The organism is Rossellomorea sp. FM04394 (assembly GCF_041889765.1).
GTDB classification, from domain to species: Bacteria; Bacillota; Bacilli; order Bacillales; family Bacillaceae_B; genus Rossellomorea; species Rossellomorea aquimaris_B.
Genome location: NZ_CP168654.1, coordinates 2,824,493 through 2,847,870, shown reverse-complemented (window position 1 = coordinate 2,847,870; position 23,378 = coordinate 2,824,493). Strand labels below are relative to the sequence as shown.

16 protein-coding genes and 1 pseudogene are annotated in these 23,378 nt (G+C 42.0%); 15 read left to right on the top strand and 2 right to left on the bottom strand.

Features of this window, described 5'->3' with window-relative positions:
- The 5 genes and pseudogenes from ACCB35_RS14415 to spo0A all read left to right on the top strand — a co-directional run bounded on the left by ACCB35_RS14415 (nucleotide 1) and on the right by spo0A (nucleotide 6,189).
- Nucleotides 1-837 carry a TlyA family RNA methyltransferase gene (locus ACCB35_RS14415; protein ID WP_374057032.1) on the top strand — a complete coding sequence of 279 codons (837 nt, stop codon included), beginning with the start codon at nucleotides 1-3 and terminating at the stop codon, nucleotides 835-837.
- 569 nt (nucleotides 838-1,406) lie between these two features.
- Nucleotides 1,407-1,856, top strand: coding sequence for a transcriptional regulator AhrC/ArgR (gene ahrC, locus ACCB35_RS14410; protein ID WP_044340153.1), 450 nt, complete (start codon nucleotides 1,407-1,409; stop codon nucleotides 1,854-1,856).
- Between the two features lie 117 nt (nucleotides 1,857-1,973).
- Nucleotides 1,974-3,683 (top strand): DNA repair protein RecN, encoded by a 1,710-nt coding sequence (recN, locus tag ACCB35_RS14405; protein WP_374054266.1) that lies wholly within the window; start codon nucleotides 1,974-1,976, stop codon nucleotides 3,681-3,683.
- Nucleotides 3,684-3,808: 125 nt separating this feature from the next.
- Nucleotides 3,809-5,098: a SpoIVB peptidase gene (gene spoIVB / locus ACCB35_RS14400; RefSeq protein ID WP_044340054.1), complete on the top strand. Its 1,290-nt coding sequence runs from the start codon at nucleotides 3,809-3,811 to the stop codon at nucleotides 5,096-5,098.
- A gap of 312 nt (nucleotides 5,099-5,410) precedes the next feature.
- Nucleotides 5,411-6,189, top strand: a pseudogene (gene spo0A / locus ACCB35_RS14395) (sporulation transcription factor Spo0A).
- Nucleotides 6,190-6,353: 164 nt separating this feature from the next.
- On the opposite strand, the gene ACCB35_RS14390 reads toward spo0A, so the two are convergent.
- Nucleotides 6,354-6,617, bottom strand: coding sequence for a hypothetical protein (locus ACCB35_RS14390; RefSeq protein ID WP_374054265.1), 264 nt, complete (start codon nucleotides 6,615-6,617; stop codon nucleotides 6,354-6,356).
- Nucleotides 6,618-6,799: 182 nt separating this feature from the next.
- On the opposite strand from ACCB35_RS14390, the gene ACCB35_RS14385 reads away from it, so the two are divergent.
- Nucleotides 6,800-7,534, top strand: coding sequence for a glycerophosphodiester phosphodiesterase (locus ACCB35_RS14385; protein WP_374054264.1), 735 nt, complete (start codon nucleotides 6,800-6,802; stop codon nucleotides 7,532-7,534).
- Nucleotides 7,535-7,547: 13 nt separating this feature from the next.
- On the opposite strand, the gene ACCB35_RS14380 is transcribed toward ACCB35_RS14385, so the two are convergent.
- A complete protein-coding gene (locus ACCB35_RS14380) occupies nucleotides 7,548-7,787 on the bottom strand; it encodes a DUF2627 domain-containing protein (RefSeq protein WP_044340058.1) in 240 nt (79 codons plus the stop codon).
- A gap of 133 nt (nucleotides 7,788-7,920) precedes the next feature.
- On the opposite strand from ACCB35_RS14380, the gene ACCB35_RS14375 reads away from it, so the two are divergent.
- From ACCB35_RS14375 to ACCB35_RS14335, 9 genes are all read left to right on the top strand, one after another.
- Entirely contained in the window at nucleotides 7,921-9,990 is a 2,070-nt protein-coding gene (locus tag ACCB35_RS14375; protein WP_374057031.1) for a sigma 54-interacting transcriptional regulator, read from the top strand.
- Nucleotides 9,991-10,126: 136 nt separating this feature from the next.
- Entirely contained in the window at nucleotides 10,127-11,035 is a 909-nt protein-coding gene (yqiS, locus tag ACCB35_RS14370) for a phosphate butyryltransferase (RefSeq protein WP_374054263.1), read from the top strand.
- Between the two features lie 42 nt (nucleotides 11,036-11,077).
- Nucleotides 11,078-12,175 carry a branched-chain amino acid dehydrogenase gene (bcd, locus tag ACCB35_RS14365; protein ID WP_044340061.1) on the top strand — a complete coding sequence of 366 codons (1,098 nt, stop codon included), beginning with the start codon at nucleotides 11,078-11,080 and terminating at the stop codon, nucleotides 12,173-12,175.
- Between the two features lie 136 nt (nucleotides 12,176-12,311).
- Complete coding sequence (gene buk, locus ACCB35_RS14360) at nucleotides 12,312-13,433, top strand: butyrate kinase (RefSeq protein WP_374054262.1); 1,122 nt, start codon at nucleotides 12,312-12,314, stop codon at nucleotides 13,431-13,433.
- Nucleotides 13,434-13,452: 19 nt separating this feature from the next.
- Nucleotides 13,453-14,877, top strand: a complete 1,425-nt coding sequence (gene lpdA, locus ACCB35_RS14355; RefSeq protein WP_044340063.1) for a dihydrolipoyl dehydrogenase — start codon at nucleotides 13,453-13,455, stop codon at nucleotides 14,875-14,877.
- A 110-nt stretch (nucleotides 14,878-14,987) separates the two neighbouring features.
- Nucleotides 14,988-15,986: a thiamine pyrophosphate-dependent dehydrogenase E1 component subunit alpha gene (locus ACCB35_RS14350; RefSeq protein ID WP_044340064.1), complete on the top strand. Its 999-nt coding sequence runs from the start codon at nucleotides 14,988-14,990 to the stop codon at nucleotides 15,984-15,986.
- Between the two features lie 14 nt (nucleotides 15,987-16,000).
- Entirely contained in the window at nucleotides 16,001-16,984 is a 984-nt protein-coding gene (locus tag ACCB35_RS14345) for an alpha-ketoacid dehydrogenase subunit beta (protein ID WP_044340065.1), read from the top strand.
- A 29-nt stretch (nucleotides 16,985-17,013) separates the two neighbouring features.
- On the top strand, nucleotides 17,014-18,333 hold the full coding sequence (locus ACCB35_RS14340) for a dihydrolipoamide acetyltransferase family protein (protein WP_374054261.1): 1,320 nt from the start codon (nucleotides 17,014-17,016) through the stop codon (nucleotides 18,331-18,333).
- A 514-nt stretch (nucleotides 18,334-18,847) separates the two neighbouring features.
- Nucleotides 18,848-23,194 (top strand): S8 family serine peptidase, encoded by a 4,347-nt coding sequence (locus ACCB35_RS14335; RefSeq protein ID WP_374054260.1) that lies wholly within the window; start codon nucleotides 18,848-18,850, stop codon nucleotides 23,192-23,194.
- Nucleotides 23,195-23,378: the final 184 nt, after the last annotated feature.

Genomic DNA, 23,378 nt, shown 5'->3' with positions numbered 1-23,378 from the left:
ATGAAAGTAAAAAAACAACGTGTAGACGTACTTCTGGTAGAACGAGGATTAATTGAAACGAGAGAAAAAGCGAAACGGGCTGTCATGGCGGGACTTGTCTATTCAAATGAAATGAGATTGGACAAGGCCGGGGAAAAAGTAAGTGAAGACATCCCCCTCACGATAAAGGGGAAAGTGATTCCATATGTGAGCCGTGGTGGCTTAAAGCTTGAGAAAGCTCTGCAGGTCTTTGATGTGGACGTGGCTGATAAAGTGATGATTGATATCGGGGCTTCCACTGGGGGATTTACGGATTGTGCTCTGCAAAACGGTGCTAAGATGTCCTACGCACTTGACGTAGGATACAACCAAATAGCCTGGAAGTTAAGACAGGATGAGCGGGTCGTGGTCATGGAAAGAACCAACTTCCGTTACGTCACCCCGGCTGATCTGGAAGGAGAAATGCCAAGCTTTGCATCCATCGATGTATCCTTCATTTCCCTTTCCTTAATCTTGCCTGTCCTAAAAACATTATTGGTACCTGGTGGGGACTGCGTTGCCTTAATCAAGCCGCAGTTTGAAGCTGGGAAGGACCAGGTGGGAAAAAAAGGAATCGTAAGAGATCCTGCCGTGCATAAGATGGTGATCGAGAAGGTCATGGCGTTAGCAATTAAAGAAGGCTATCATATCGCCGGTTTGTCTTATTCTCCTATTACAGGTGGAGATGGGAATATTGAATTCCTGATCCATCTGAAATGGTCGGGTCAAGAGGGTGAAGGAGAGTCCCTTCTCGCCACTACACCAGATGAAGTGATAGAGGATGCGCATCATCAACTTAAGGCGAAAACGCAGCAGTAAAATAGGGCCACTCTTCTTCGGAGGGTGGCTTTTTGACGTCCCTGTTGCACTAAGTATGGTTTTGAAAATAAAATCCTAGAATTGAAAATAAGTGAGTCAGTTTTGAAAATAAAACTTTAATATTGAAAATAAATGAGTCAATTTTGAAAATATAACAGTCCCTTCACTGAATTTATGTTCCAAAAGGCTATCCAAAACAGAGGGTCATGACTTTTAATGTCATTTTTTAAAAAAATGACCCGCTGCATTACCAAAAAGGGCAAAACTTCATGAAAATCTGTCGCAGTCAACAATCCTTTCCGGATCAACTCGTTATGCTTATCAGGCCTACCCAAGCCGCCTCCGCTTTTCATTGTCCAGTTCCAGGGGCTTGGGGCTCGAGGTCATAAGTCAAGCAACCCAAAAAGGCAAAGAGCGCCTTTCCGGATTACTAGACTTATGCTTGTCGCCCCAGAACGAGCCCCTTCCGCTTTTCTTTTTTATTGTACTTCCCTACAAAATAGGCTAACATAAGCGTAGAGGTATATTTATACAGGTTTTAATCAAATGTAAGAGGTGTATGTTCTATGATGAACAAAGGGCAAAGACATATTAAAATCAGAGAAATCATTACGAATAGAGATGTGGAAACGCAGGATGAGTTAGTGGAAAGCCTTAAAAATGCAGGGTTTAATGTGACTCAAGCCACCGTGTCGAGGGATATTAAAGAACTGCATTTAGTTAAAGTCCCGCTAATGGACGGCAGATACAAATATAGTTTGCCTGCTGATCAGCGCTTCAATCCCCTTCAGAAACTTAAGCGTACCCTGACGGATGCGTTTGTGAAAGTGGACCAGGCCGGGCATATGCTAGTAATGAAAACTCTACCTGGTAACGCCAATGCGATCGGTGCTTTAATCGATAACTTAGACTGGGAAGAGATTTTAGGGACCATTTGTGGAGATGACACATGTTTGATCATATGCCGCACTGAAGAAGAGACAAAGATTGTTTCAGAACGATTTTTAGATATGCTTTAATTAGCAGAATCAATCATAAAATTAATGGGCTGTTTGTAAGGCAGCCCTTCATACAAAATCCAATAGGAAGCTTTTCTATTCTTTAGGAAAAGTTCCTTTTTATTTGAGGTGAACGTTTTGCTACAAGAACTATCAATCAAAAATTTCGCCATAATTGAATCCCTCTCTCTCTCCTTTGAAGAAGGACTGACCGTTTTGTCAGGTGAGACCGGAGCAGGTAAGTCGATTATCATTGATGCCATTCATTTACTGGTTGGTGGAAGAGGATCCTCAGAATACGTGCGGCATGGGGAGAAAAAGGCTGAAATTGAAGGGTTATTTATTCTTGATAATGAAACTCATCCATGCATTGAGAAAGCAGCGAGCTTCGGGATAGAAATCGAGGAAGGAATGATCATTCTTCGAAGGGATATTTCGAGCAGTGGAAAAAGTGTTTGCAGAATCAATGGCAAGCTCGTGACGATTGCGATCATGAGGGAAATCGGGGCTTCGCTCATTGATATACATGGACAGCATGAGCATCAAGAACTGATGAATGATAGCCTTCACCTCTCCTTATTGGATCAATTCGGAGGGAAAGAGATTGCTTCTGGTCTCTCAAGTTACGGGGAAGTATATAAAGAGTATCTTTCTATTTATAAGCAGCTTAACAGGCTTAATGAGAACGAGCAGGAGATGGCACATCGTTTGGATCTGATTCAGTTTCAGCTGAATGAAATTCATGATGCAAACCTTCAATTAAACGAAGATGATGAGCTACAAGAAGAGAAAAGGAAACTTATGAACTTTGAAAAGCTTTTTGAGGCGCTGCAGACCTCCTATGACAGTATTCAAGGTGAGAGAAAAGGGCTGGACTGGGCGGGGCTAGCCATGAGTCATCTCGAGACAGCTGCAGAAGTTGATTCTCAATATGAAAAGACTTTGGAATCTGTTTCAAATGCTTTCTATATGCTTGAAGATGCCGCTCATCAAGTGAGGGGAGAATTAGATCAATTGGAATTTGAGCCAAACCGTTTGGATCTTATTGAGGCGAGACTGAATGAGATCAACGGTCTAAAGAGAAAGTATGGGTCTTCTGTAGAAGAAATCCTGGCTTATAGTTCAAAGATTGAAGAAGAAATTGAAACCATCATGAACAAAGATTCTCATGTAGAACATTTACAGAGTAAATTACAATCACTTGAGAAAGATTTATCATTAGAGGCAAAAAATCTGTCCCAAACGAGAAAGCAGTGGGCGAAAAAATTAACAGCAAGTATTCATGAACAGCTTAAGCAACTTTATATGGATAAAACGAAATTTGAAGTTCGCTTTGTGAAAAGTGGAGAAAATGAATCGTTTTCCTTTCAGCATTTTAAAAAGGATGGTTGGGACACAGTGGAGTTTTACATATCCACCAATCCAGGGGAGCCTTTAAAGCCGTTATCCAAAGTTGCTTCAGGTGGGGAGCTTTCCCGTATTATGCTGGCCATGAAGACGATTTTTTCCAAGCACCAGGGAATTACCTCCATCATTTTTGATGAGGTCGATACAGGAGTCAGCGGAAGAGTGGCACAGGCGATTGCTGAAAAAATTTACCAGGTTGCCATTCATTCCCAGGTAATGTGTATATCTCACTTACCGCAAGTAGCTGCAATGGCAGATTGTCACCTGTTTATTTCGAAAAAACTTTCAGGCGGAAGAACGAGCACAATGGTCAAACGTCTTCAAGAGAAGGAAAAGATCAAAGAAATCTCCAGAATGATTTCGGGAGTGGAAATTACAGATTTAACATTAGAACACGCAAAGGAATTACTGCAATTAGCAGGATCCATAAAAGAAACATGAAAAGCTATCCAATTGGGGTAGCTTTTTTTCATGATTACCAGTTATAAATGTAGCTTATAAAGGCAAAATTAAAACTGTAGCCGATAGTTAGTGTGTGTGGACTAGAAACGAGGAGAGTGAATATATTGAGTTTAGATTGGTTAAGAAAATGTATAGGTGGAATTCTCCTTGTTTCGCTTTGTCTTATTGGTTTTTACAAACCGGTTCAACAATTTATCAATACACCGAACTCTGTAAGGGTAATGGAAGGGGATAAAGTTGCTCTCCCTAAGGCTGCATCCGTTACAACGATGGGTTCGTCTGATAATCAACATGTTCAATTGAATGAAGAAGAAGGTCAGCTCTCGATTCAAGGAAGTTCTGTAGGTAAAGATGAAGTTGTCTTTGAATTAGCTGGGTTACCCATTAAAAAAGTCGATGTAGAAGTACTGAAAGATTTCAAGGTGATCCCGGGTGGTCAATCCATCGGGGTGAAATTAAATACTGTCGGGGTGTTGGTGGTAGGTCATCATCTAGTTGAAACAGAGTCAGGTAAGATGTCTCCCGGCGAAAAAGCGGGAATTCAAGTAGGGGATATGATTACTGAAATAAACGGAACGAAAATTGAAGAGCTTGCGGATGTTGCTCCTTTTGTTCAAAAGGCAGGAGAAGATTCCAAATCATTAGATGTTGTGATTAAGCGTGAACAAGAGACTGTAAAGACTCAATTGCTTCCGTTAAAAGAAAAAGGGGAAAATAACTACAAATTAGGCTTGTATATTCGTGATTCTGCAGCTGGAATCGGCACAATGACGTTCTTTGACCCGAAGTCCAAGAAATATGGGGCACTGGGCCATGTCATTTCAGACATGGATACAAAAAAACCGATTGTGGTTGAAAACGGAGAAATTGTCCATTCAGAAGTAACGTCCATTCACAAAGGAAAGGACGGTAAACCAGGTGAAAAATTAGCCCGTTTTTCTTCTGATCGAAACGTGATCGGGAACATTACCCGTAACAGCCCATTCGGGATTTTTGGGGAATTAAATCAGACCATTGATAATGATCTGATGGATAAACCAATGTCCATCGCTCTTTCCCACCAAGTGAAAGAAGGACCTGCTCAGATATTGACTGTGGTAGATGGGAAAGATGTAGAAATGTACGATATTGAAATTGTCAGTACCATACCTCAGAAGTATCCGGCAACAAAAGGGATGGTATTAAAAGTAACAGATCCCAAGCTATTGGAGAAAACAGGTGGAATCGTGCAAGGCATGAGTGGAAGTCCCATCATCCAAGACGGAAAAGTCGTCGGGGCTGTGACACATGTATTTGTAAACGATCCGACAAGCGGATATGGTGTACACATTGAATGGATGCTTAGTGAAGCTGGAATCGATATTTACAAGAAAAATCATGACCGAGCAAGCTAAAAGTGGAAAACCCTTACTAAAGTCCCGATCGTGGGTGCTTATAAGGGTTCTTTTTTTGAATAAAAAAGGTGTTTCCGAAAGGACAGTTTGCCAAAAAGACGTATAACTTGTTAAAATAAAGATTATTCGACAAACCGATGAGCGAATATCGAATAGGGTCGAAATATAAAGAAATCTTTAGAAAATCAAAGAAAATATAATATTTTTCAAGTTTTTTTCAAAAATAAAAGGAATTTAGGTTGCATTGTCGAAAAAGTAATTTAGAATAAAAATAAAGAGATGAATTAATTAGGATTGAGGAGGAAACCTGTAGTGAAATCGATTAAAGTATGTGTTGTGGATGATAACCGTGAACTTACGTCTTTATTGGAAGACTACATTGCTTCACAAAATGATATGGAAGTAGTAGGAATTGCTCATAATGGCCAAGATTGTTTAGATTTGTTAGAAGAAGTGGATCCGGATGTCCTGGTTTTGGATATTATTATGCCTCATTTGGACGGGCTTGCAGTGCTCGAACGACTTCGTGAAAAGAAGAGCATCCCTAATGTCATTATGCTGACAGCCTTCGGTCAAGAAGATGTAACAAAGAAAGCCGTCGACCTCGGAGCTTCTTACTTCATCCTAAAACCATTTGATATGGAAAATCTAGTGAGTCATATTAGACAAGTCAGCGGTAAATCAAACCCAATCATCAAAAAACCTTCCTCATCCAGAATGCATACAGAGCAGAAACCAAGAAATTTAGATGCAAGTATTACAAGTATCATCCACGAAATTGGTGTGCCGGCACATATTAAAGGTTACTTATATTTAAGAGAAGCGATTTCTATGGTTTACAACGATATCGAATTACTTGGTTCAATTACAAAGGTTCTTTACCCTGATATCGCAAAAAATACAACACTACAGCATCAAGAGTAGAACGAGCGATTCGTCATGCGATCGAAGTGGCTTGGAGCAGAGGGAATATCGATTCAATTTCTTCTTTATTCGGGTACACAGTGAGTATGTCCAAGGCTAAGCCGACAAATTCCGAATTCATCGCTATGGTTGCTGATAAGCTTCGTTTAGAACATATGGCTTCATGAAAAAGTAAGGATTGGGCCAATCATCGAATTGAATAATTCATATTAAAACCCTATGAGCCAATTGGTTTCGTAGGGTTTTTTGGTTTGAAGATAAGCGTTCTGTGATCTTTTCTACTTCCTCAGTAACAATTGCCTCATTTTTTTTAATATCTGGTAGTTCGCCCTTACAGCTTGTCCTTTGATACATATGATACAGTGTAATGCAAAAACAAGAAAAGGGAGGTGAGAGTATGGGATGCTTCCGTGATAGAGATGATGTAGCTGGTGCTTTTGACAGAGATAGAGACGACTTTAGAGTTCCTGTAAGAGCTTTTATTAGAGGGGAAGATTTCTGCAGAGCTGTACGCCGTTGTGACAGAGACGATGTAGCAGGTATCGAAGACCGTCGCCGCAGAAGAAGATGCTCTTGGTTCTAATAGATGTTGCACTTACCATTGGAAACAAAAAAATCCTGAGTGACTCAGGATTTTTTTTTTTTTGAAGAGAACTCATCCTTTGAGGAGAATATAAATAAGTATATAATGGGTTTAGACGCACATTCATTCAACAAGGGAATGGTCTGGATATCTACATATAGAATGAGATTAACTTAAGAAAAAGGAGTGAACTCATGACACTGATTTTTGCACACCGTGGCTCAGCCGGGACTCACCCGGAAAACACTATGGACGCGTTTTATGAAGCTGAAAGAGTAAAGGCAGACGGTATTGAATTGGATGTTCAACTGACGAAAGATGGAGAAATCGTCGTGATTCATGATGAAACGGTTGATCGCACCACAAATGGGAAAGGGTTCGTCAAAGACTATACGCTTCAGGAAATTCAAAAACTGCAAGCGAATTATAAATTTAAAAGTAAGTTGTTTAAAAAAAATCGTGTGCCTTCATTGAGGGAGGTATTTCAGTGGTTAAAGAGCAATGACTTACTGTGTAATATTGAGTTGAAGAACAGCATCATGGACTATCAGGGACTGGAAGAAAAAGTAATCGGATTAATTAAGGAATTTGGATTTGAAGACCGGATCATCATCTCTTCATTTAATCATTACTCGATTGTAGCGTGCTACCGGCTGGAGCCTGCCGTTGAAATTGCGCCACTATACTCATCAGGATTATTCATGCCGTGGATTTATGCCCAATCTCTAAGGGCGAAAGCGATACACCCCAACCTGAAAGCAGTCAAGGATGAAATCATAATGGAATCGATGAATAACGGCATTTGTGTCAGACCTTACACGGTGAATAAAGTGGAACAAATGGAGAGATTACTGAATGTAGGTTGCACTGCATTTGTAACGGACTATCCTGAAAATGCATGGAAGCTGAGAGAAAGTAAAAAAGGCTAGCGCATACCAAGCGCTAGCCTTTTTTGTTGAATCGGGATTGTACTTTATTGCGTTTTCGATCACGATGCAGTACAAATCCTGCAATAAAACCGAGACCGCATATAAAGAATACTAATCCAATGACAAATTGCAGCCACAAATAAGGAATGGGAGACTGCAGAATGCCAAATAACATATCTCTCATCAATTTAATCCCGAGAGCAGCGAGAGCGCCAGGAATTAACATAATAATCAGGGCAATTAGACGGACCATGAGGTGCATAACTCCTTTTTTGTTTCCATACTAAAATTCTAACTCCAACTAGAAAATTGTCAAGTTTCGAAAAGTAGTGTAACATTATGCTTGTGAAAAAAATTGCAGGTATCGAGAGCCGGGGTGAAAAATGTTGCAAGAGGTTCTGATTGTCGGCGGGGGTAAGGGTGGAACAGCCATTTTAAAAATCCTACACGAAGCTTCCGTCATGAAAGTGATCGCCGTTGTAGACCTAAATGAAACCGCTTCAGGGATTGTGTTAGCTAAAGAGCTGGGGATACCAGTTGGTACTGATTGGCGACATTTCCTGAATGATTCTGTTGATATCGTCATTGAAGTGACCGGTGAACAAAAAGTATTTGAAAATATAAGAGATAAGCGGGGAAGGAACACCGTTATTATTCCAGGCAGTGTTGCCTTTCTTATTTCAAAACTTCTGGAAGAGAAGGAAGATCTTATCCATCAATTAACAAGTGAATCCTTTAAAAGAGACCTCATTTTTAACTCTACTGATGATGGTATGGTCGGAATAGACGATCAAGGAAATGTGATGCTCTTCAATAAAAGTGCACAGAGGATGATCGGTAAGGACCAGGAAGACGTAATGGGGTTGCATATTTCTGATGTGATTCCCGAGAGTAAATTAACCAACACGATTGAAACGCGACGAACTGAATTTCATCAAGAAGTTGTTTTGGACAATGGGCTGAAGATCATTTCCAATCGGATTCCAATGATTACGGACAATGATGAAATCATCGGAGCTTTTTCTGTATTCAAAGATATTACGGAAGTCGTGAATCTTGCAGAGGAGATCACGAATCTTAAAGAAATTCAAACAATGCTTGAAGCCATCATTCATTCCAGTGATGATGCGATTTCTGTAGTCGACGAAGAAGGAAAAGGGATATTAATAAACCCTGCTTATACTAGAATCACAGGACTCTCCCAAGAAGAAGTAATTGGAAAACCGGCAACGGCAGACATTTCTGAAGGAGAGAGTATCCACTTGAAAGTCCTGCAAACAAGAAGAGCCATCAGGGGAACGAGGATGCGGGTAGGGCCGAAGCGGAAAGAAGTCATTGTCAATGTAGCTCCTATAATCGTGAATGGTAAACTCAAGGGGAGTGTAGGTGTCATTCATGATATGTCTGAAATTCAGTCACTTACTCAGGAGTTGGATCGGGCCAGGAGAATTATTCGCACTCTTGAAGCAAAGTATATGTTTGAAGACATCATCGGGGATTCTGAGGAAATGATGATTGCGGTGGAACAAGCTAAATTAGGGGCAAAAACGCCTGCCACTGTTCTTCTCAGGGGTGAATCCGGTACAGGAAAGGAATTATTTGCACACGCTATACATAATGCGAGTGATCGAAAGTTCAACAAATTCCTGAGGGTCAATTGTGCTGCATTATCAGAGAACCTATTGGAAAGTGAATTATTTGGGTACGAAGAAGGTGCATTTTCAGGAGCGAAGCGGGGTGGTAAGCGAGGCTTGTTTGAAGAAGCGAATAATGGCAGTATCTTTCTGGATGAAATAGGGGAATTGAGTGCCAATACTCAAGCTAAGTTACTGAGGGTCCTGCAGGAGAATGAGATCGTTCGTGTGGGGGGGACAAAATCCATCCAGATTAATGTCCGGGTCATTGCAGCGACAAATGTGAATCTTGAAAAAGGAATCGCTGACGGCTCTTTCAGAGAAGATCTTTACTACCGGCTCAATCGAATGCCTATTCAGATTCCGCCACTAAGACATCGCAAATCAGATATTCCCCGCATTGCCGAAACCCTTATTACGAAGATCAATCAGGATTACGGTAGAAATGTTGAAGGGGTAACAGAGCAGGCGATGAATAACTTAATGAATTATCATTGGCCGGGTAATGTAAGAGAGCTTGAAAATGTATTGGGAAGGGCCATTATCTTTATGAATTACAACGAAGTGAAGATAGACATAAAGCATTTACCCCAACTGGATGATACATCCAAAAGCCTTGTTAAAGAAGTTCCTTACGAGACGGAAGGAACCGTTAAGGATCTCGGAACGCAAGTGGAACAATATGAAAAAAATATAATCCAAAGGGTTTTGGAGCAGAATAATGGTAATAAAACAGCAACCGCTAAAGCATTAAATGTGTCTGTTCGAAATTTGTATTATAAAATTGAAAAATATAACATTGAAACAACTAGCATGAAATAATTTGCGTAGTATGAAATAATTTGCAGGTATAACCATGACTTAATAAAGCGTTTTCAGGGCGTTTGAAGTTGGCACGGTTCTTGCATGTAGTTTGATGGGAACATAATAACAGAAAAAAGGGGTTGAAACGACATACATGAATCTACAATCTTTGGTGGAAAAAGCAACCCGGATAGAAAATTCCACTGTAGCGGTAGCAGCTGCAGAAGATAAAGAAGTCCTTGGTGCTGTCGCCATGGCAGTTGAAAAAGATATGGCCAAATTTTTACTTTTTGGCGATAAAGAAAAAATCATCTCTCTTATAGAAGAGGTCGCACCGCAACTTCGATCTCACAGCAGCATTAAAATCAAGCATGCATTTTCGCCACAGAAATCAGCCGAACTGGCAGTGAAGGCTGTGAAGGAAAATGAAGCAGGTGCCCTTATGAAGGGGAATGTCCCTACTGCTGTTATTTTAAAAGCAGTGTTAAATAAAGAGTGGGGTCTCAGAACAGGCAATGTTTTATCACATGTGGCAGCTTTTGAGGTGGAAGGGTTTGATAGACTGACATTTATTACGGATGCAGCGATGAATATTGCACCTGATCTCCAGCAAAAAGCGCAAATTATTGAAAATGCCGTCGAGATTGCCCGTTCAATCGGTGTTCTCCATCCAAAAGTAGCTCCGATAGCGGCGGTTGAAGTGGTTAATCCGGCTATGCAGGCAACAGTTGATGCCGCTTCTCTTACGATGATGAATCAAAGAGGACAGATCCGAAATTGTACCGTGGATGGTCCATTAGCATTGGATAATGCCGTTTCACACCACGCTGCTGAACATAAAGGGATTGAAAGTGAAGTCGCTGGACAAGCGGATATCCTTCTCGTTCCAAATATCGAAACTGGTAATGCTCTTTACAAGTCCCTGATCTATTTTGCAAAAGCGAAAGTAGGAGCTGTGATCGCTGGAGCGAAAGCACCAATCGTATTGACATCCAGAGCGGACAGTGCAGAAAGTAAACTATATTCACTGGCACTGGCTATATGCTCTGCTTCAAATAAATAGTGATATAAATCAAAATATATAAGACTTTAGGGGGAAATGAAAATGAAAATTTTTAGCTATATGGAACAATATGATTATGAGCAATTGGTATTTTGTCAAGATGAATCATCAGGTTTGAAAGCAATCATTGCGATTCATGATACTACACTTGGACCTGCACTTGGCGGGACTCGTATGTGGACATATGAATCGGAAGAAGCGGCGATTGAAGACGCGCTTCGCCTTGCACGTGGTATGACGTACAAGAATGCTGCAGCAGGTCTTAATTTAGGTGGAGGGAAAACGGTCATTATTGGTGACCCTCGCAAAGATAAGAATGAAGAAATGTTCCGTGCATTCGGTCGCTACATTCAAGGACTGAACGGTCGTTATATTACGGCTGAAGATGTGGGAACAACAGTTGCTGATATGGACTTGATCCATGAAGAAACAGATTATGTCACAGGTATTTCACCAGCGTTTGGATCTTCAGGGAACCCATCTCCGGTAACTGCGTACGGCGTATACCGTGGGATTAAAGCGGCAGCGAAAGAAGCATTCGGAACTGATTCACTTGAAGGAAAAACGATCGCTGTTCAAGGAATCGGAAATGTTGCGTACAATATGTGTCGTCACCTTCACGAAGAAGGAGCACATCTGATCGTTACAGATATCAATAAAGAAGCGGTACAACGTGCTGTAGATGAATTCGGGGCAAAAGCTGTTGACATCAACGATATTTATGGTGTTGACTGTGACATCTTTGCACCATGTGCACTGGGAGCGATCATCAACGACGAAACCATTCCTCAGCTAAAAGCAAAAGTCATTGCAGGGGCTGCAAATAACCAATTAAAAGAAACTCGTCATGGTGACGCAATCCATGAAATGGGTATCGTTTATGCACCTGACTATGTCATCAATGCAGGTGGAGTCATCAACGTAGCGGATGAATTATACGGTTACAATAGTGAAAGAGCGATGAAAAAAGTGGAGCAAGTGTACAACAACGTTGAGCGGGTTATTGAAATCGCTAAACGTGATAATGTTCCAACTTACGTTGCTGCTGATCGTATGGCTGAAGAAAGAATCGAGAAAATGCGCCGTTCAAGAAGCCAGTTCTTACAAAACGGTCAACATATTTTAAGCAGACGTGGATAATTAGAAGAAAAAACGCTTTACTTCTAACAAAAGTAGAGCGTTTCTTCCCTGTTAATGCGAACATCGAACAGATTAAGGGGTTATCTATCATAGGGGAAAAATTCTACGTACAAACATTACAATAACAGCTACCCAAATGGAGGTAACAACAGTGCAAGAGAACAAACATCGAATATTAGTCATTAACCCTGGATCGACATCAACCAAAATTGGTGTTTTCGATGATGATCGATCTATCTTTGAAAAGACAATTCGTCATGATACAGAAAAGATTAATGAATTTCCAACCATCATTGATCAGTATGAATTCAGAAAGGATACCATTCTTCAAACGTTAGATGAAGAAGGGATCAACATTTCGAAGCTAAGTGCTGTTTGTGGCCGTGGGGGCCTTCTTAGACCGATAGAAGGCGGCACATACTTAGTGAATGATGACATGCTGAAGGATCTTAAAGAAGGATTCTCAGGTCAGCATGCTTCAAACCTTGGTGGGATTATAGCATTTGAAATTGCTTCTGGATTAAACATTCCGTCTTATATTGTCGACCCAGTTGTAGTGGACGAGCTACAATCACTTGCCCGTGTTTCAGGGTTTTCACTCATTGAAAGAAAGAGTATTTTCCATGCATTAAATCAGAAAGCGGTAGCAAGAAGAGTCGCAAAGGAACTCGGAAAAAAATATGAGGACCTAAACCTGATCGTCACTCATATGGGTGGTGGAATTACCGTCGGTGCCCACCGCAATGGGAAAGTCGTGGATGTGAATAATGGTTTACATGGCGATGGCCCATTCAGTCCTGAAAGAGCAGGTACTGTTCCAGCGGGTGATTTAGTTGACCTATGCTTCTCAGGTGATTATTACCGTGATGAAATCATGAAGAAACTCGTTGGTCAAGGTGGCTTAGTCGGTTATCTTGGAACAAACGATGCGGTAAAAGTAGAGAAGATGATTGAAAATGGCGATGAAAATGCCAAAGCCGTGTATGATGCGATGGCGTATCAAATTGCTAAAGAGATAGGGGCAGCGAGTGCCGTCCTTAATGGTAAAGTAGACGCCATTGTGCTAACGGGTGGACTTGCTTATGGTAAAGAATTTGTAAAGGCGATAAGCAATCGAATCAATTGGATAGCGGATGTCGTGATTCAACCAGGAGAAAATGAACTGCAAGCTCTTGCGGAAGGGGCATTGAGGGTCTTGCGAAATGAAGAGGACTATAAAGTGTACCCAGGACCAGTAAAGAAAAAAGCGAGAGTATAAGAGCAAGGAGGACTCAAGATTGGCAGAAGAATATGATTTAGTCATTCTAGGGGGAGGAACTGGTGGCTACGTAGCCGCCATTCGCGCTTCTCAACTTGGATTAAAAACAGCAATCGTTGAAAAAGGAAAGCTTGGCGGGACATGCTTACACAAAGGATGTATTCCCAGTAAAGCTCTTCTTCGCAGTGCTGAAGTATATGCAACAGCGAAACATAGTGAAGATTTTGGTGTGAAGATCAATGGGGTAGAATTAGATTTCACGAAAGTCCAATCCAGAAAAGACGGGATTGTTGAACAGCTTCACAAAGGGGTTCAACACTTGATGAAACAAGGTAAGATCGATGTCTTTGAAGGGCTGGGTCGTATTTTGGGACCTTCCATTTTCTCCCCTATGCCAGGCACGATTTCAGTTGAAATGAATAACGGTGAAGATAATGCAATGCTGATCCCTAAAAATGTGATCGTTGCAACAGGTTCGAGACCTCGTTCATTACCAGGACTTGATATTGATGGTGAATACGTTCTATCTTCGGATGAAGCGCTTTCACTTGAGGCTTTGCCAAAATCGATCATCATCGTTGGCGGAGGAGTCATCGGTATAGAATGGGCTTCCATGCTGTCTGACTTTGATGTTGAGGTAACCGTTGTGGAATACGCTGATAAAATAGTACCAACCGAGGATCATGAGATTTCTAAAGAAATGCAGCGCTTGATGAAGAAAAAAGGCGTTAAAATCGTTACAAGTGCTAAGGTGCTTCCTGAAACCTTGGAAAAAGGAGAAGGAGAGGTCACGATCAAAGCTGAGCATAAAGGAGAAGAAAAAGCCTTTACGGCAGAGAAAATCCTTGTATCTGTAGGCAGACAAGCGAACGTTGAAGGCATTGGCTTAGAGAACACAGATATTAAAGTGGAAAAAGGCTTTATTGAAGTGAATGATTTCTTCCAAACAAAGGAATCTCATATTTACGCGATCGGGGACGTCATCGGTGGACTTCAATTAGCTCATGTTGCATCACACGAAGGAATCACAGCTGTGGAACATATGGCGAATGAGAAACCTCACCCTATTGACTATTCCCTCATTTCAAAATGCATCTACAGTAATCCTGAAATTGCAAGCGTAGGGATCACGGAACAGGAAGCAAAAGAAAAGGGATATAACTTGAAGACCGGAAAATTCAGTTTCAGAGCAATCGGGAAAGCACTTGTATATGGTGAATCGGATGGATTCGTCAAGATCATTGCAGATAAAGATACCGATGACATTCTAGGTGTGCACATGATCGGTCCACATGTAACAGACATGATTTCAGAAGCGGGACTGGCTAAAGTATTGGACGCAACCCCATGGGAAATCGCGCACACAATCCACCCTCATCCATCCCTGTCAGAAGCGATCGGAGAGGCAGCCCTTGCTGTAGATGGAAAGGCAATTCACTCATAGAAACGCGTAGCCTACTGTTCTTGAGCTACAAGTAGACAATTAATTTCAATAGGAAAGGTAGAGGTCCTCTCTACCTTTCCAACCATTAGATTGTGTAGGAGGTAAACAAAATGGCAGAAAATCGTCATGAAGAGTTAGGACTTTCCAATGAGAAAGTATTAGAAATGTATGAAACCATGCTTCTTGCTAGAAAAATCGATGAGCGTATGTGGTTACTGAACCGTTCGGGGAAAATCCCTTTTGTTATTTCTTGTCAAGGTCAGGAAGCTGCTCAAGTCGGTGCTGCATTCGCTTTAGATCGTGAAAAGGATTATGTCCTTCCGTACTACCGAGACATGGGTGTGGTATTAACATTCGGGATGACGGCTAAAGAGTTGATGTTATCAGGTTTTGCGAAAGCAGAAGATCCAAACTCGGGCGGACGTCAGATGCCTGGTCATTTTGGGCAAAAGAAAAATAATATCGTAACGGGTTCATCTCCTGTAACCACGCAAGTTCCTCATGCCGTTGGTATCGCCCTTGCCGGGAAAATGGAGAAGAAAGATGTTGTAACGTTTGTGACATTCGGAGAAGGATCTTCCAACCAGGGAGATTTCCATGAAGGAGCAAACTTTGCTGGTGTACATAAATTACCTGTTATTTTCATGTGTGAAAACAACAAATATGCAATCTCAGTTCCAATCGAAAAGCAGTTAGCGTGTGAGAAAGTGTCCGATCGTGCCATTGGGTATGGTATGCCGGGAATCACTGTTGATGGAAATGATCCGATCGAAGTTTATAAAGCTGTCAAAGAAGCAGCAGATCGTGGTCGTCGTGGAGAAGGTCCGACATTGGTTGAAACGGTTTCGTATCGTTTGACTCCTCACTCCTCGGATGATGATGACAGAAGCTATCGTTCTCCCGATGAAGTAGCGAAAGCGAAAACAAATGATCCAATCATCACGTTTGGTGCTTACTTAAAAGAAACAGGCGTCATGAACGATGATATTGAGAAAGAAATCAATGATCGCATTATGAAGCTCGTGAACGAAGCAACGGATTATGCAGAAAACGCTCCATATGCTGAAGCAGAATCAGCTATGAAGTATGTTTACGCAGAAGAGAAGTAAGGGGGAATTCAATCATGCCAGTAATTTCATATATTGATGCCGTAACAATGGCAATTAGAGAAGAAATGGAACGTGACGAGAAAGTATTCGTTCTTGGAGAAGACGTCGGTAAAAAAGGTGGAGTATTCAAAGCGACTCACGGACTGTATGATCAATTTGGAGAAGACCGTGTCATTGATACACCACTTGCGGAATCAGCCATTGCCGGAGTTGGAATCGGAGCTGCCATGTATGGCATGAGACCGATCGCCGAAATGCAGTTTGCCGACTTTATCATGCCGGCAGTGAACCAAATCATCTCTGAAGCAGCACGAATCCGTTACCGTTCGAATAATGATTGGAGCTGTCCGATGGTCATTCGTGCTCCTTACGGTGGCGGAGTACACGGGGCTCTATATCATTCACAATCGGTTGAGGCCGTGTTCGCTAATCAACCAGGATTGAAAATTGTCATGCCATCCACTCCTTATGATGTGAAGGGCTTACTGAAAGCTGCTATCCGTGATGAAGATCCAGTATTATTCTTTGAACATAAACGTGCTTATCGCCTGATCAAAGGTGAAGTGCCTGAGGATGACTACACTCTTCCAATCGGGAAAGCAGACGTGAAGCGTGAAGGAGAGGACATCACAGTGATCACTTATGGTCTGTGTGTTCACTTTGCACTTCAAGCAGCGGAAAAGCTTGCCCAGGATGGAATCGAAGCGCACATATTGGATTTACGTACGATTTATCCATTAGATAAAGAAGCGATCATTGAAGCAGCTTCAAAAACAGGTAAAGTGCTCCTGGTGACAGAAGACAATAAAGAGGGAAGCATCATGGGTGAGGTTTCTGCGATTATTGCTGAAAACTGTTTATTCGAGCTTGATGCTCCTATCAAACGCCTTGCGGGTCCTGATGTTCCTGCAATGCCGTATGCACCGACAATGGAAAAATACTTTATGATTAACCCGGACAAAGTAGAAAAAGCAATGCGTGAACTTGCAGAATTTTAATAACATTAGACAGTAAGGAGGGTTCCTCATTGGGTATTGAAAATATGAAAATGCCTCAGCTAGGGGAAAGTGTTACAGAAGGTACGATAAGTAAATGGTTGGTATCACCTGGTGATACCGTCAATAAATATGATCCGATTGCGGAAGTTCAAACGGACAAAGTAAATGCAGAGGTACCATCATCCTTCACAGGTACCATTAAAGAATTAATTGCTGAAGAAGGAGACACTCTTGAAGTCGGAGAAATCATTTGTTCGATTGAAGTGGAAGGTGAAGGTTCTGCACCTGTTGAAGAAACTCCGAAAGAAACGCCTAAGAAAGAATCGGATCAAGCACCTCAATCGGCACCTAAAACGAAGGCTCCAAGTAAAGATAGTGGGAATAAAACAAGATATTCCCCTGCCGTATTAAAGCTATCTCAAGAGCATGATATTGATCTGAATCAAGTGGAAGGAACTGGGAATGGCGGCCGTATCACTCGTAAAGATCTTAAGAAGATCATTGAGTCAGGTAGTATTCCAAAAGCAGGAGATGCTCCGGCGCCTAAGGCTGAAGATCAGGCGCCTCAGCAAGCACCGGTGAAAGAACAAGCGGTTAAACAACCGGCCAAGCAATCTGCGCCTGCAGCGAACGTTCCTGTTGTACCTGGTGATATTGAAATCCCGGTTTCGGGAATTCGTAAAGCCATCGCATCCAACATGGTTCGAAGCAAGCATGAGGCTCCTCACGCATGGACGATGATGGAAGTGGATGTTACAAACCTTGTTGATTATAGAAACTCACTTAAAACGGAGTTCAAACAGCGTGAAGGCTTTAATCTTACTTTCTTCGCATTTTTCGTGAAAGCTGTTGCTCAAGCCCTTAAAGAGTATCCACAAATTAATTCTATGTGGGCCGGGGACAAGATTGTTCAGAAGAAAGACATCAACCTTTCCATTGCAGTAGCAACAGACGATGCACTGTATGTGCCTGTGATCAAAAATGCAGACGAAAAAACGATCAAGGGTATTGCAAGAGAAATCACTGAGCTTGCCGGAAAAGTACGCAGCGGTAAATTAACTTCCCAAGATATGCAGGGAGGTACATTTACTGTCAACAACACCGGGTCATTTGGTTCAGTACAATCAATGGGTATCATTAATTATCCGCAAGCAGCAATCCTTCAAGTAGAATCGATTGTGAAACGTCCGGTTGTCATGAACAACGGAATGATCGCAGTCCGAGACATGGTGAACTTATGTATGTCACTCGATCACCGTGTTCTGGATGGTCTGGTTTGCGGAAGATTCTTACAGCGTGTGAAAGAAATCTTAGAAAACACTTCAAAAGAAAATACATCTGTATATTAATCGTTATAAGGACTGACCCTGGGTGGTTAGTCCTTATTTTTTTTTGTTTCTGGATAGAATGGAGCAGAAAAAATAAATGATTATCCCAATGATTCGGGAAAATGGGGTTAAACATTCCTGGAAGAATATTCTAATATGAAATGTTTCGTCAAGAATAGGACGTTTTTCCAGTTGCCGTTATACAAGAATACAATCCTGTGACTTCTCGCTCAATTATTTCTTGCTAAACTTAAAAAAGTAGGCATACCCCATCCTTTTACCCTGTGAAAAGTTCCTGATACCCCAGAATATTCCTGCAGTTATATTCTTTTTGTGACTATGTACGTACTAGAAAGGAGAAAACACGTGACTTTTCTATTAATTTCTGAATATTCAGATTTAAAACGACATAAACTTACAACATTTTACATCTGTATTGGTTATCTTTGGTTTATTACCTACTTTTTACCAAGTAGATGAAGCAGGGAGGTGTCGGTTTTACTGAAGGAATCATAAATTACTGGGAGGGAATTAGATGACAAGTAGAAAGCGTAAGGCAAGATGGTTATCCATTGTACTCACCTTAGTAATGTTTGTCCCGTTAATGTTTCCATTCAATGCAGGGGCAGCGAATACCTCACAATCAGCACTGGCTAAAGAAAAACCATCCACCTCAGCAAACGAATCAGCAAAAGTGAATCCACAATCAAAGATCACATCGAAACTACAAGATCAATTCAAGAAAGATAAGCATGTCACATACTTAGTGAAATTCAAGGAGCAGCTGGATACAGAGGCTGTAGCTAAGAAGGCGGCTGAAAAAGCGAAAAAGCAGAAGCTGTCTGCTAACAGCAAAAAACTATTAAAACGAAATATGGTCGTCTCCGAGCTTCGAGCCACGGCCCTTGAATCTCAGGCAGAAGTGAAAGAATACTTAACGAAACAGAAGAAATCCGGGGCAGTAAAAGAAATAAAAGACTTCTATGTTGTAAACGGAATGGCCGTTACTTCTACGAAAGAAGTAATGGAGAAAATTTCAACATTTGCAGAAGTTGATAAGATCTTACCGAATGAAACACGTCAACTCATTCAACCGGCAAAAGCAGAAGGTGCAGCTGGCGTTGCAGAAAAAGAAGTTCAAAACAGCCCTGCTTCCATTGAATGGAATATCGACCGAGTGGGTGCTCCGGCTGTTTGGGATATGGGAATTGATGGAGCAGGAACCGTTGTAGCATCGATTGATACAGGTGTTCAATGGAACCATCCGGCTTTACAGGGAAAATATAGAGGATATGACCCTCAAAATCCTGATGCCCCTGATCATGAGTTCAGCTGGTTTGATGCAACAGCCGGGCAAAGTGCACCTTATGATGATGATGGTCACGGTACGCATGTTACAGGCACAATGGTTGGTTCAGAACCTGACGGGAGCAATCAGATCGGCGTTGCTCCGGGAGCGAAGTGGATTGCAGTAAAAGCATTCACGGCTAATGGAGGAACAGATGCTGATTTATTAGAAGCGGGAGAATGGATCCTGGCTCCAAAGGATTCAGAGGGCAACCCTCATCCGGAGATGGCTCCTGATGTTGTCAATAACTCTTGGGGTGGCGGTCCCGGTCTTGATGAGTGGTACCGGGATATGGTGAACGCCTGGAGAGCGGCCGAAATATTCCCTGAGTTTTCAGCAGGTAATACGACGTTATTTAATCCTGGTGGCCCAGGTTCAATCGCTAATCCGGCAAATTACCCAGAGTCCTTTGCTACAGGTGCAACAGATATTAATGACAACCTCGGAAGCTTCTCACTTCAAGGTCCTTCTCCATATGAGGAAGTTAAACCTGAAATTTCCGCACCGGGAGTGAATATTCGTTCTTCAGTACCGGGAAGTAACTATGAAGGCGGATGGAATGGTACATCAATGGCTGGTCCCCACGTCTCTGCAGTTGCAGCATTATTGAGACAAGTGGATGCAAGTTTGACGGTTGACGAAATGGAAGAAATCTTAATGTCAACGGCTGTTCCATTGACTGACGGTACTTTCCCTGAAACGCCTAATAATGGATATGGTCATGGCTTGGTTAACGCATTCGATGCCGTTTCATCCGTAATAAGCGGTATTGGAAAAGTAGAAGGGCAAGTTTCAAAAGAGGGGGATGACTCTGAAGCTCCAGTAATCAGTCATGAAGCCCCTGGTGAAGCATTTGAAGGAATGAATCTGCCACTACAAGCGGAAGCAAATGATAATGTGAGTGTGACGAATGTTACATTACATTATCAAAATCAGGATGGTGCTTGGGAGTCTGTTGAAGCAACAAGATCTGCAGGCGACTATACATCAGGAACTTATGAGGCGACCATTCCTGGAGAAGCACTGACAGGAGAAAGTGTAACCTATAAATGGTCCGCAATGGACTTTGGCGGAAATGAAGTAGAAACGGATGCCTATTCTGTCACTCTTCTTCCGGGAATCACAGTCGGATATGAGCAGGACTTTGAGTCTTCTCCAAGTGGCTGGAATTCTTATGGACCAGGAAACAGCTGGGAGTGGGGTGTACCGGTAAATGGTCCTGGAGCAGCTACTTCAGGAGAAAAGGTATATGCAACAAGTCTGGATGGTACGTATGACAACAGTGCCAACATGTCATTACAAATGCCTCCGATCGATTTACCAGAAGGCAATAGCTTTTTACAATTCAAGCAGTGGCACGAGCTTGAAAGAAACTATGATTACGGTCATGTTTTTGTATCCACTGATGGTGAGACGTGGACACAGACGCTTCGTGTAAATGGCAATACGGATGGCTGGATTGATGGAGAAGTGGATCTAAGTCAATATGCCGGTCAGCGCATCTACGTCGCTTTTAATGTGACAACAGATGGAAGTGTAGTGAAACAAGGTTGGTACGTTGATGATGTGAAACTAAGTGGTGAATCGATTCTTCCAGCTAAAAAGATGAACCTTGGATTGAAATCGAAGGATGAGACGTCATCGTCTATTTCGAAGAAACCGAGTGTGAATCCGAATAAAATAAATTTGGATAAAAAAGTTACGAAAGAAGAACCAGCAGAAGACAAAGCGGCACCGGTATTACTTCCGCTTCAAGCAGAAGTGAGTGTCCTGGAAACAGGCCGTTCTGTTTATACAAATCCTGCAAATGGTTCATACGAAATGACTCATGCAGCAGGTGACTTTACCCTGCAAGCTTCAACCTATGGTTTCAGATCTCAAACGCAGAGTGTAACGATTGAAGCAGACCGAACATCTACCGCCAATTTTACACTCGAGGAAATTCCTCAAGGGAATATTACGGGAACAGTCACAAATGAAATTTCTGGAGAACCTGTTGAGGGAGCTACTGTCTTCTTACTTGAAGATGCTGTTGTGGAACCTGTGGAAACGAATGAAAATGGTGGATATGAACTGGAGGCATATGAAGGTGAGTACACCCTTAAGGTAGTTGCACCTTACTACTATAGTAAGGAAATGACAGTAACAGTTGAAGGTGGAGAAGTCACAAATGCCGATGTTTCATTAGAGCCTTTCATCGGGTATCCTGGTGAAATTGGTTACGATGATGGAACAGCTGAAAACGCACGTGCATTCTATGATGCAGGTAATGGCTGGGCTGTGAAAATGTCTCTTGAAGAAGGCAATGAAACTGCATTGGTTACAGGTGGACTATTCCGATTCTGGGATACAGAATGGCCAGTACCAGGCGGAACTGAATTCCAAGTTGCCGTTTATGATGCATCTGGTCCTGATGGCGCTCCTGGTAAGAAAGTTGCCGGTCCGTTTGATGGAACTGCTTTACGTAACGGGGAATGGACACATGTAGATCTTAGCCAGCATGGCATCATGGTGGACGGTGATTTCTACATGGTTTACATTCAATCAGCTCCAAATCCGAATGCGCCAGGACTTGGAACAGATGAAGATGGCGAATATGCCGCAAGAAGCTGGCAATTCGTCGGAGGTGCATGGTCACAAGCACCTGAAGATGAAGGGAACTATATGATTCGTGCAACAGTGAATTATGAAGTCACTGCGCCGGTCATCACATCACCGAAAGATGGATCATTTACAAATAATGAGTCGGTTACCGTTGAAGGGACATCTGCCCCAACCACGACGGTCCATCTATTTAATGGTGACGAAGAAGTGGCAACAGCAGAAACAATGGAGGATGGAACATTCTCTGCGGATGTCTCATTACACAATGGAGAGAATGCGATAACAGCGAAAGCAGCAACCGAACAAGGTATGACGGGACCATCCGAGCCTGTTACCATCACACTTGATCAAGTGAAGCCTGAGCTTGCCATCACGTCTCCGAAAGAAGGGATGAAAACAAATCGTGAGGCCATCACAGTTGAAGGAACGATCTCAGATGAAAACCTCGCCTGGGTGAAAGTGAACGGCGAGAAAGCTTCTGTTAGTGATGGGCAGTTCACTCACCGATTGCTTCTGAATGAAGGAGAAAATGTCATTCAGGTAGTAGCGAAGGATAAAGCAGGAAACAAAAAGAAGCAAAGCGTGACAGTTTTCGCTAAATTTGGTGACATTTCTATTGACAATCTCCTTCCGACAGAAGATCTTTACCTGAAGAGCGGTGAATCTGTGAAAATTGAATTTGACAGTGAGCCTGGATTAGATGCCGCATTTGTCATCCACATGCCACTGACAAATGCAGGGGCACAAGTATCAAACGCAAATGAGCTTCCAATGATGGAAACATCAGAAGGTCACTACGTCGGTTATTATACAGCCACTTCAAATGTAAAGGCACCTGGAGCACTTATTGAAGTGAAGATTTCCGATGATTATGGAAATGTCACAACGAAACGTGCAGAAGGTAAATTGTATATCAATACAAAGAAATAAAGCTTAAGGGAGGAAGAGTCGACCCCGTCGACTCTTCTTTCTTTTTTGATTCATTTACCAGAGAGATTGAAGAAATACGTTTTCTTTTATATACTAAAATAGTATTAGTATAAACATTTTGAATGTTCAATGTGCACTCATGCTAGTTAAGTGAGATTCTTCAGATTCAAATGTAAACGATTAC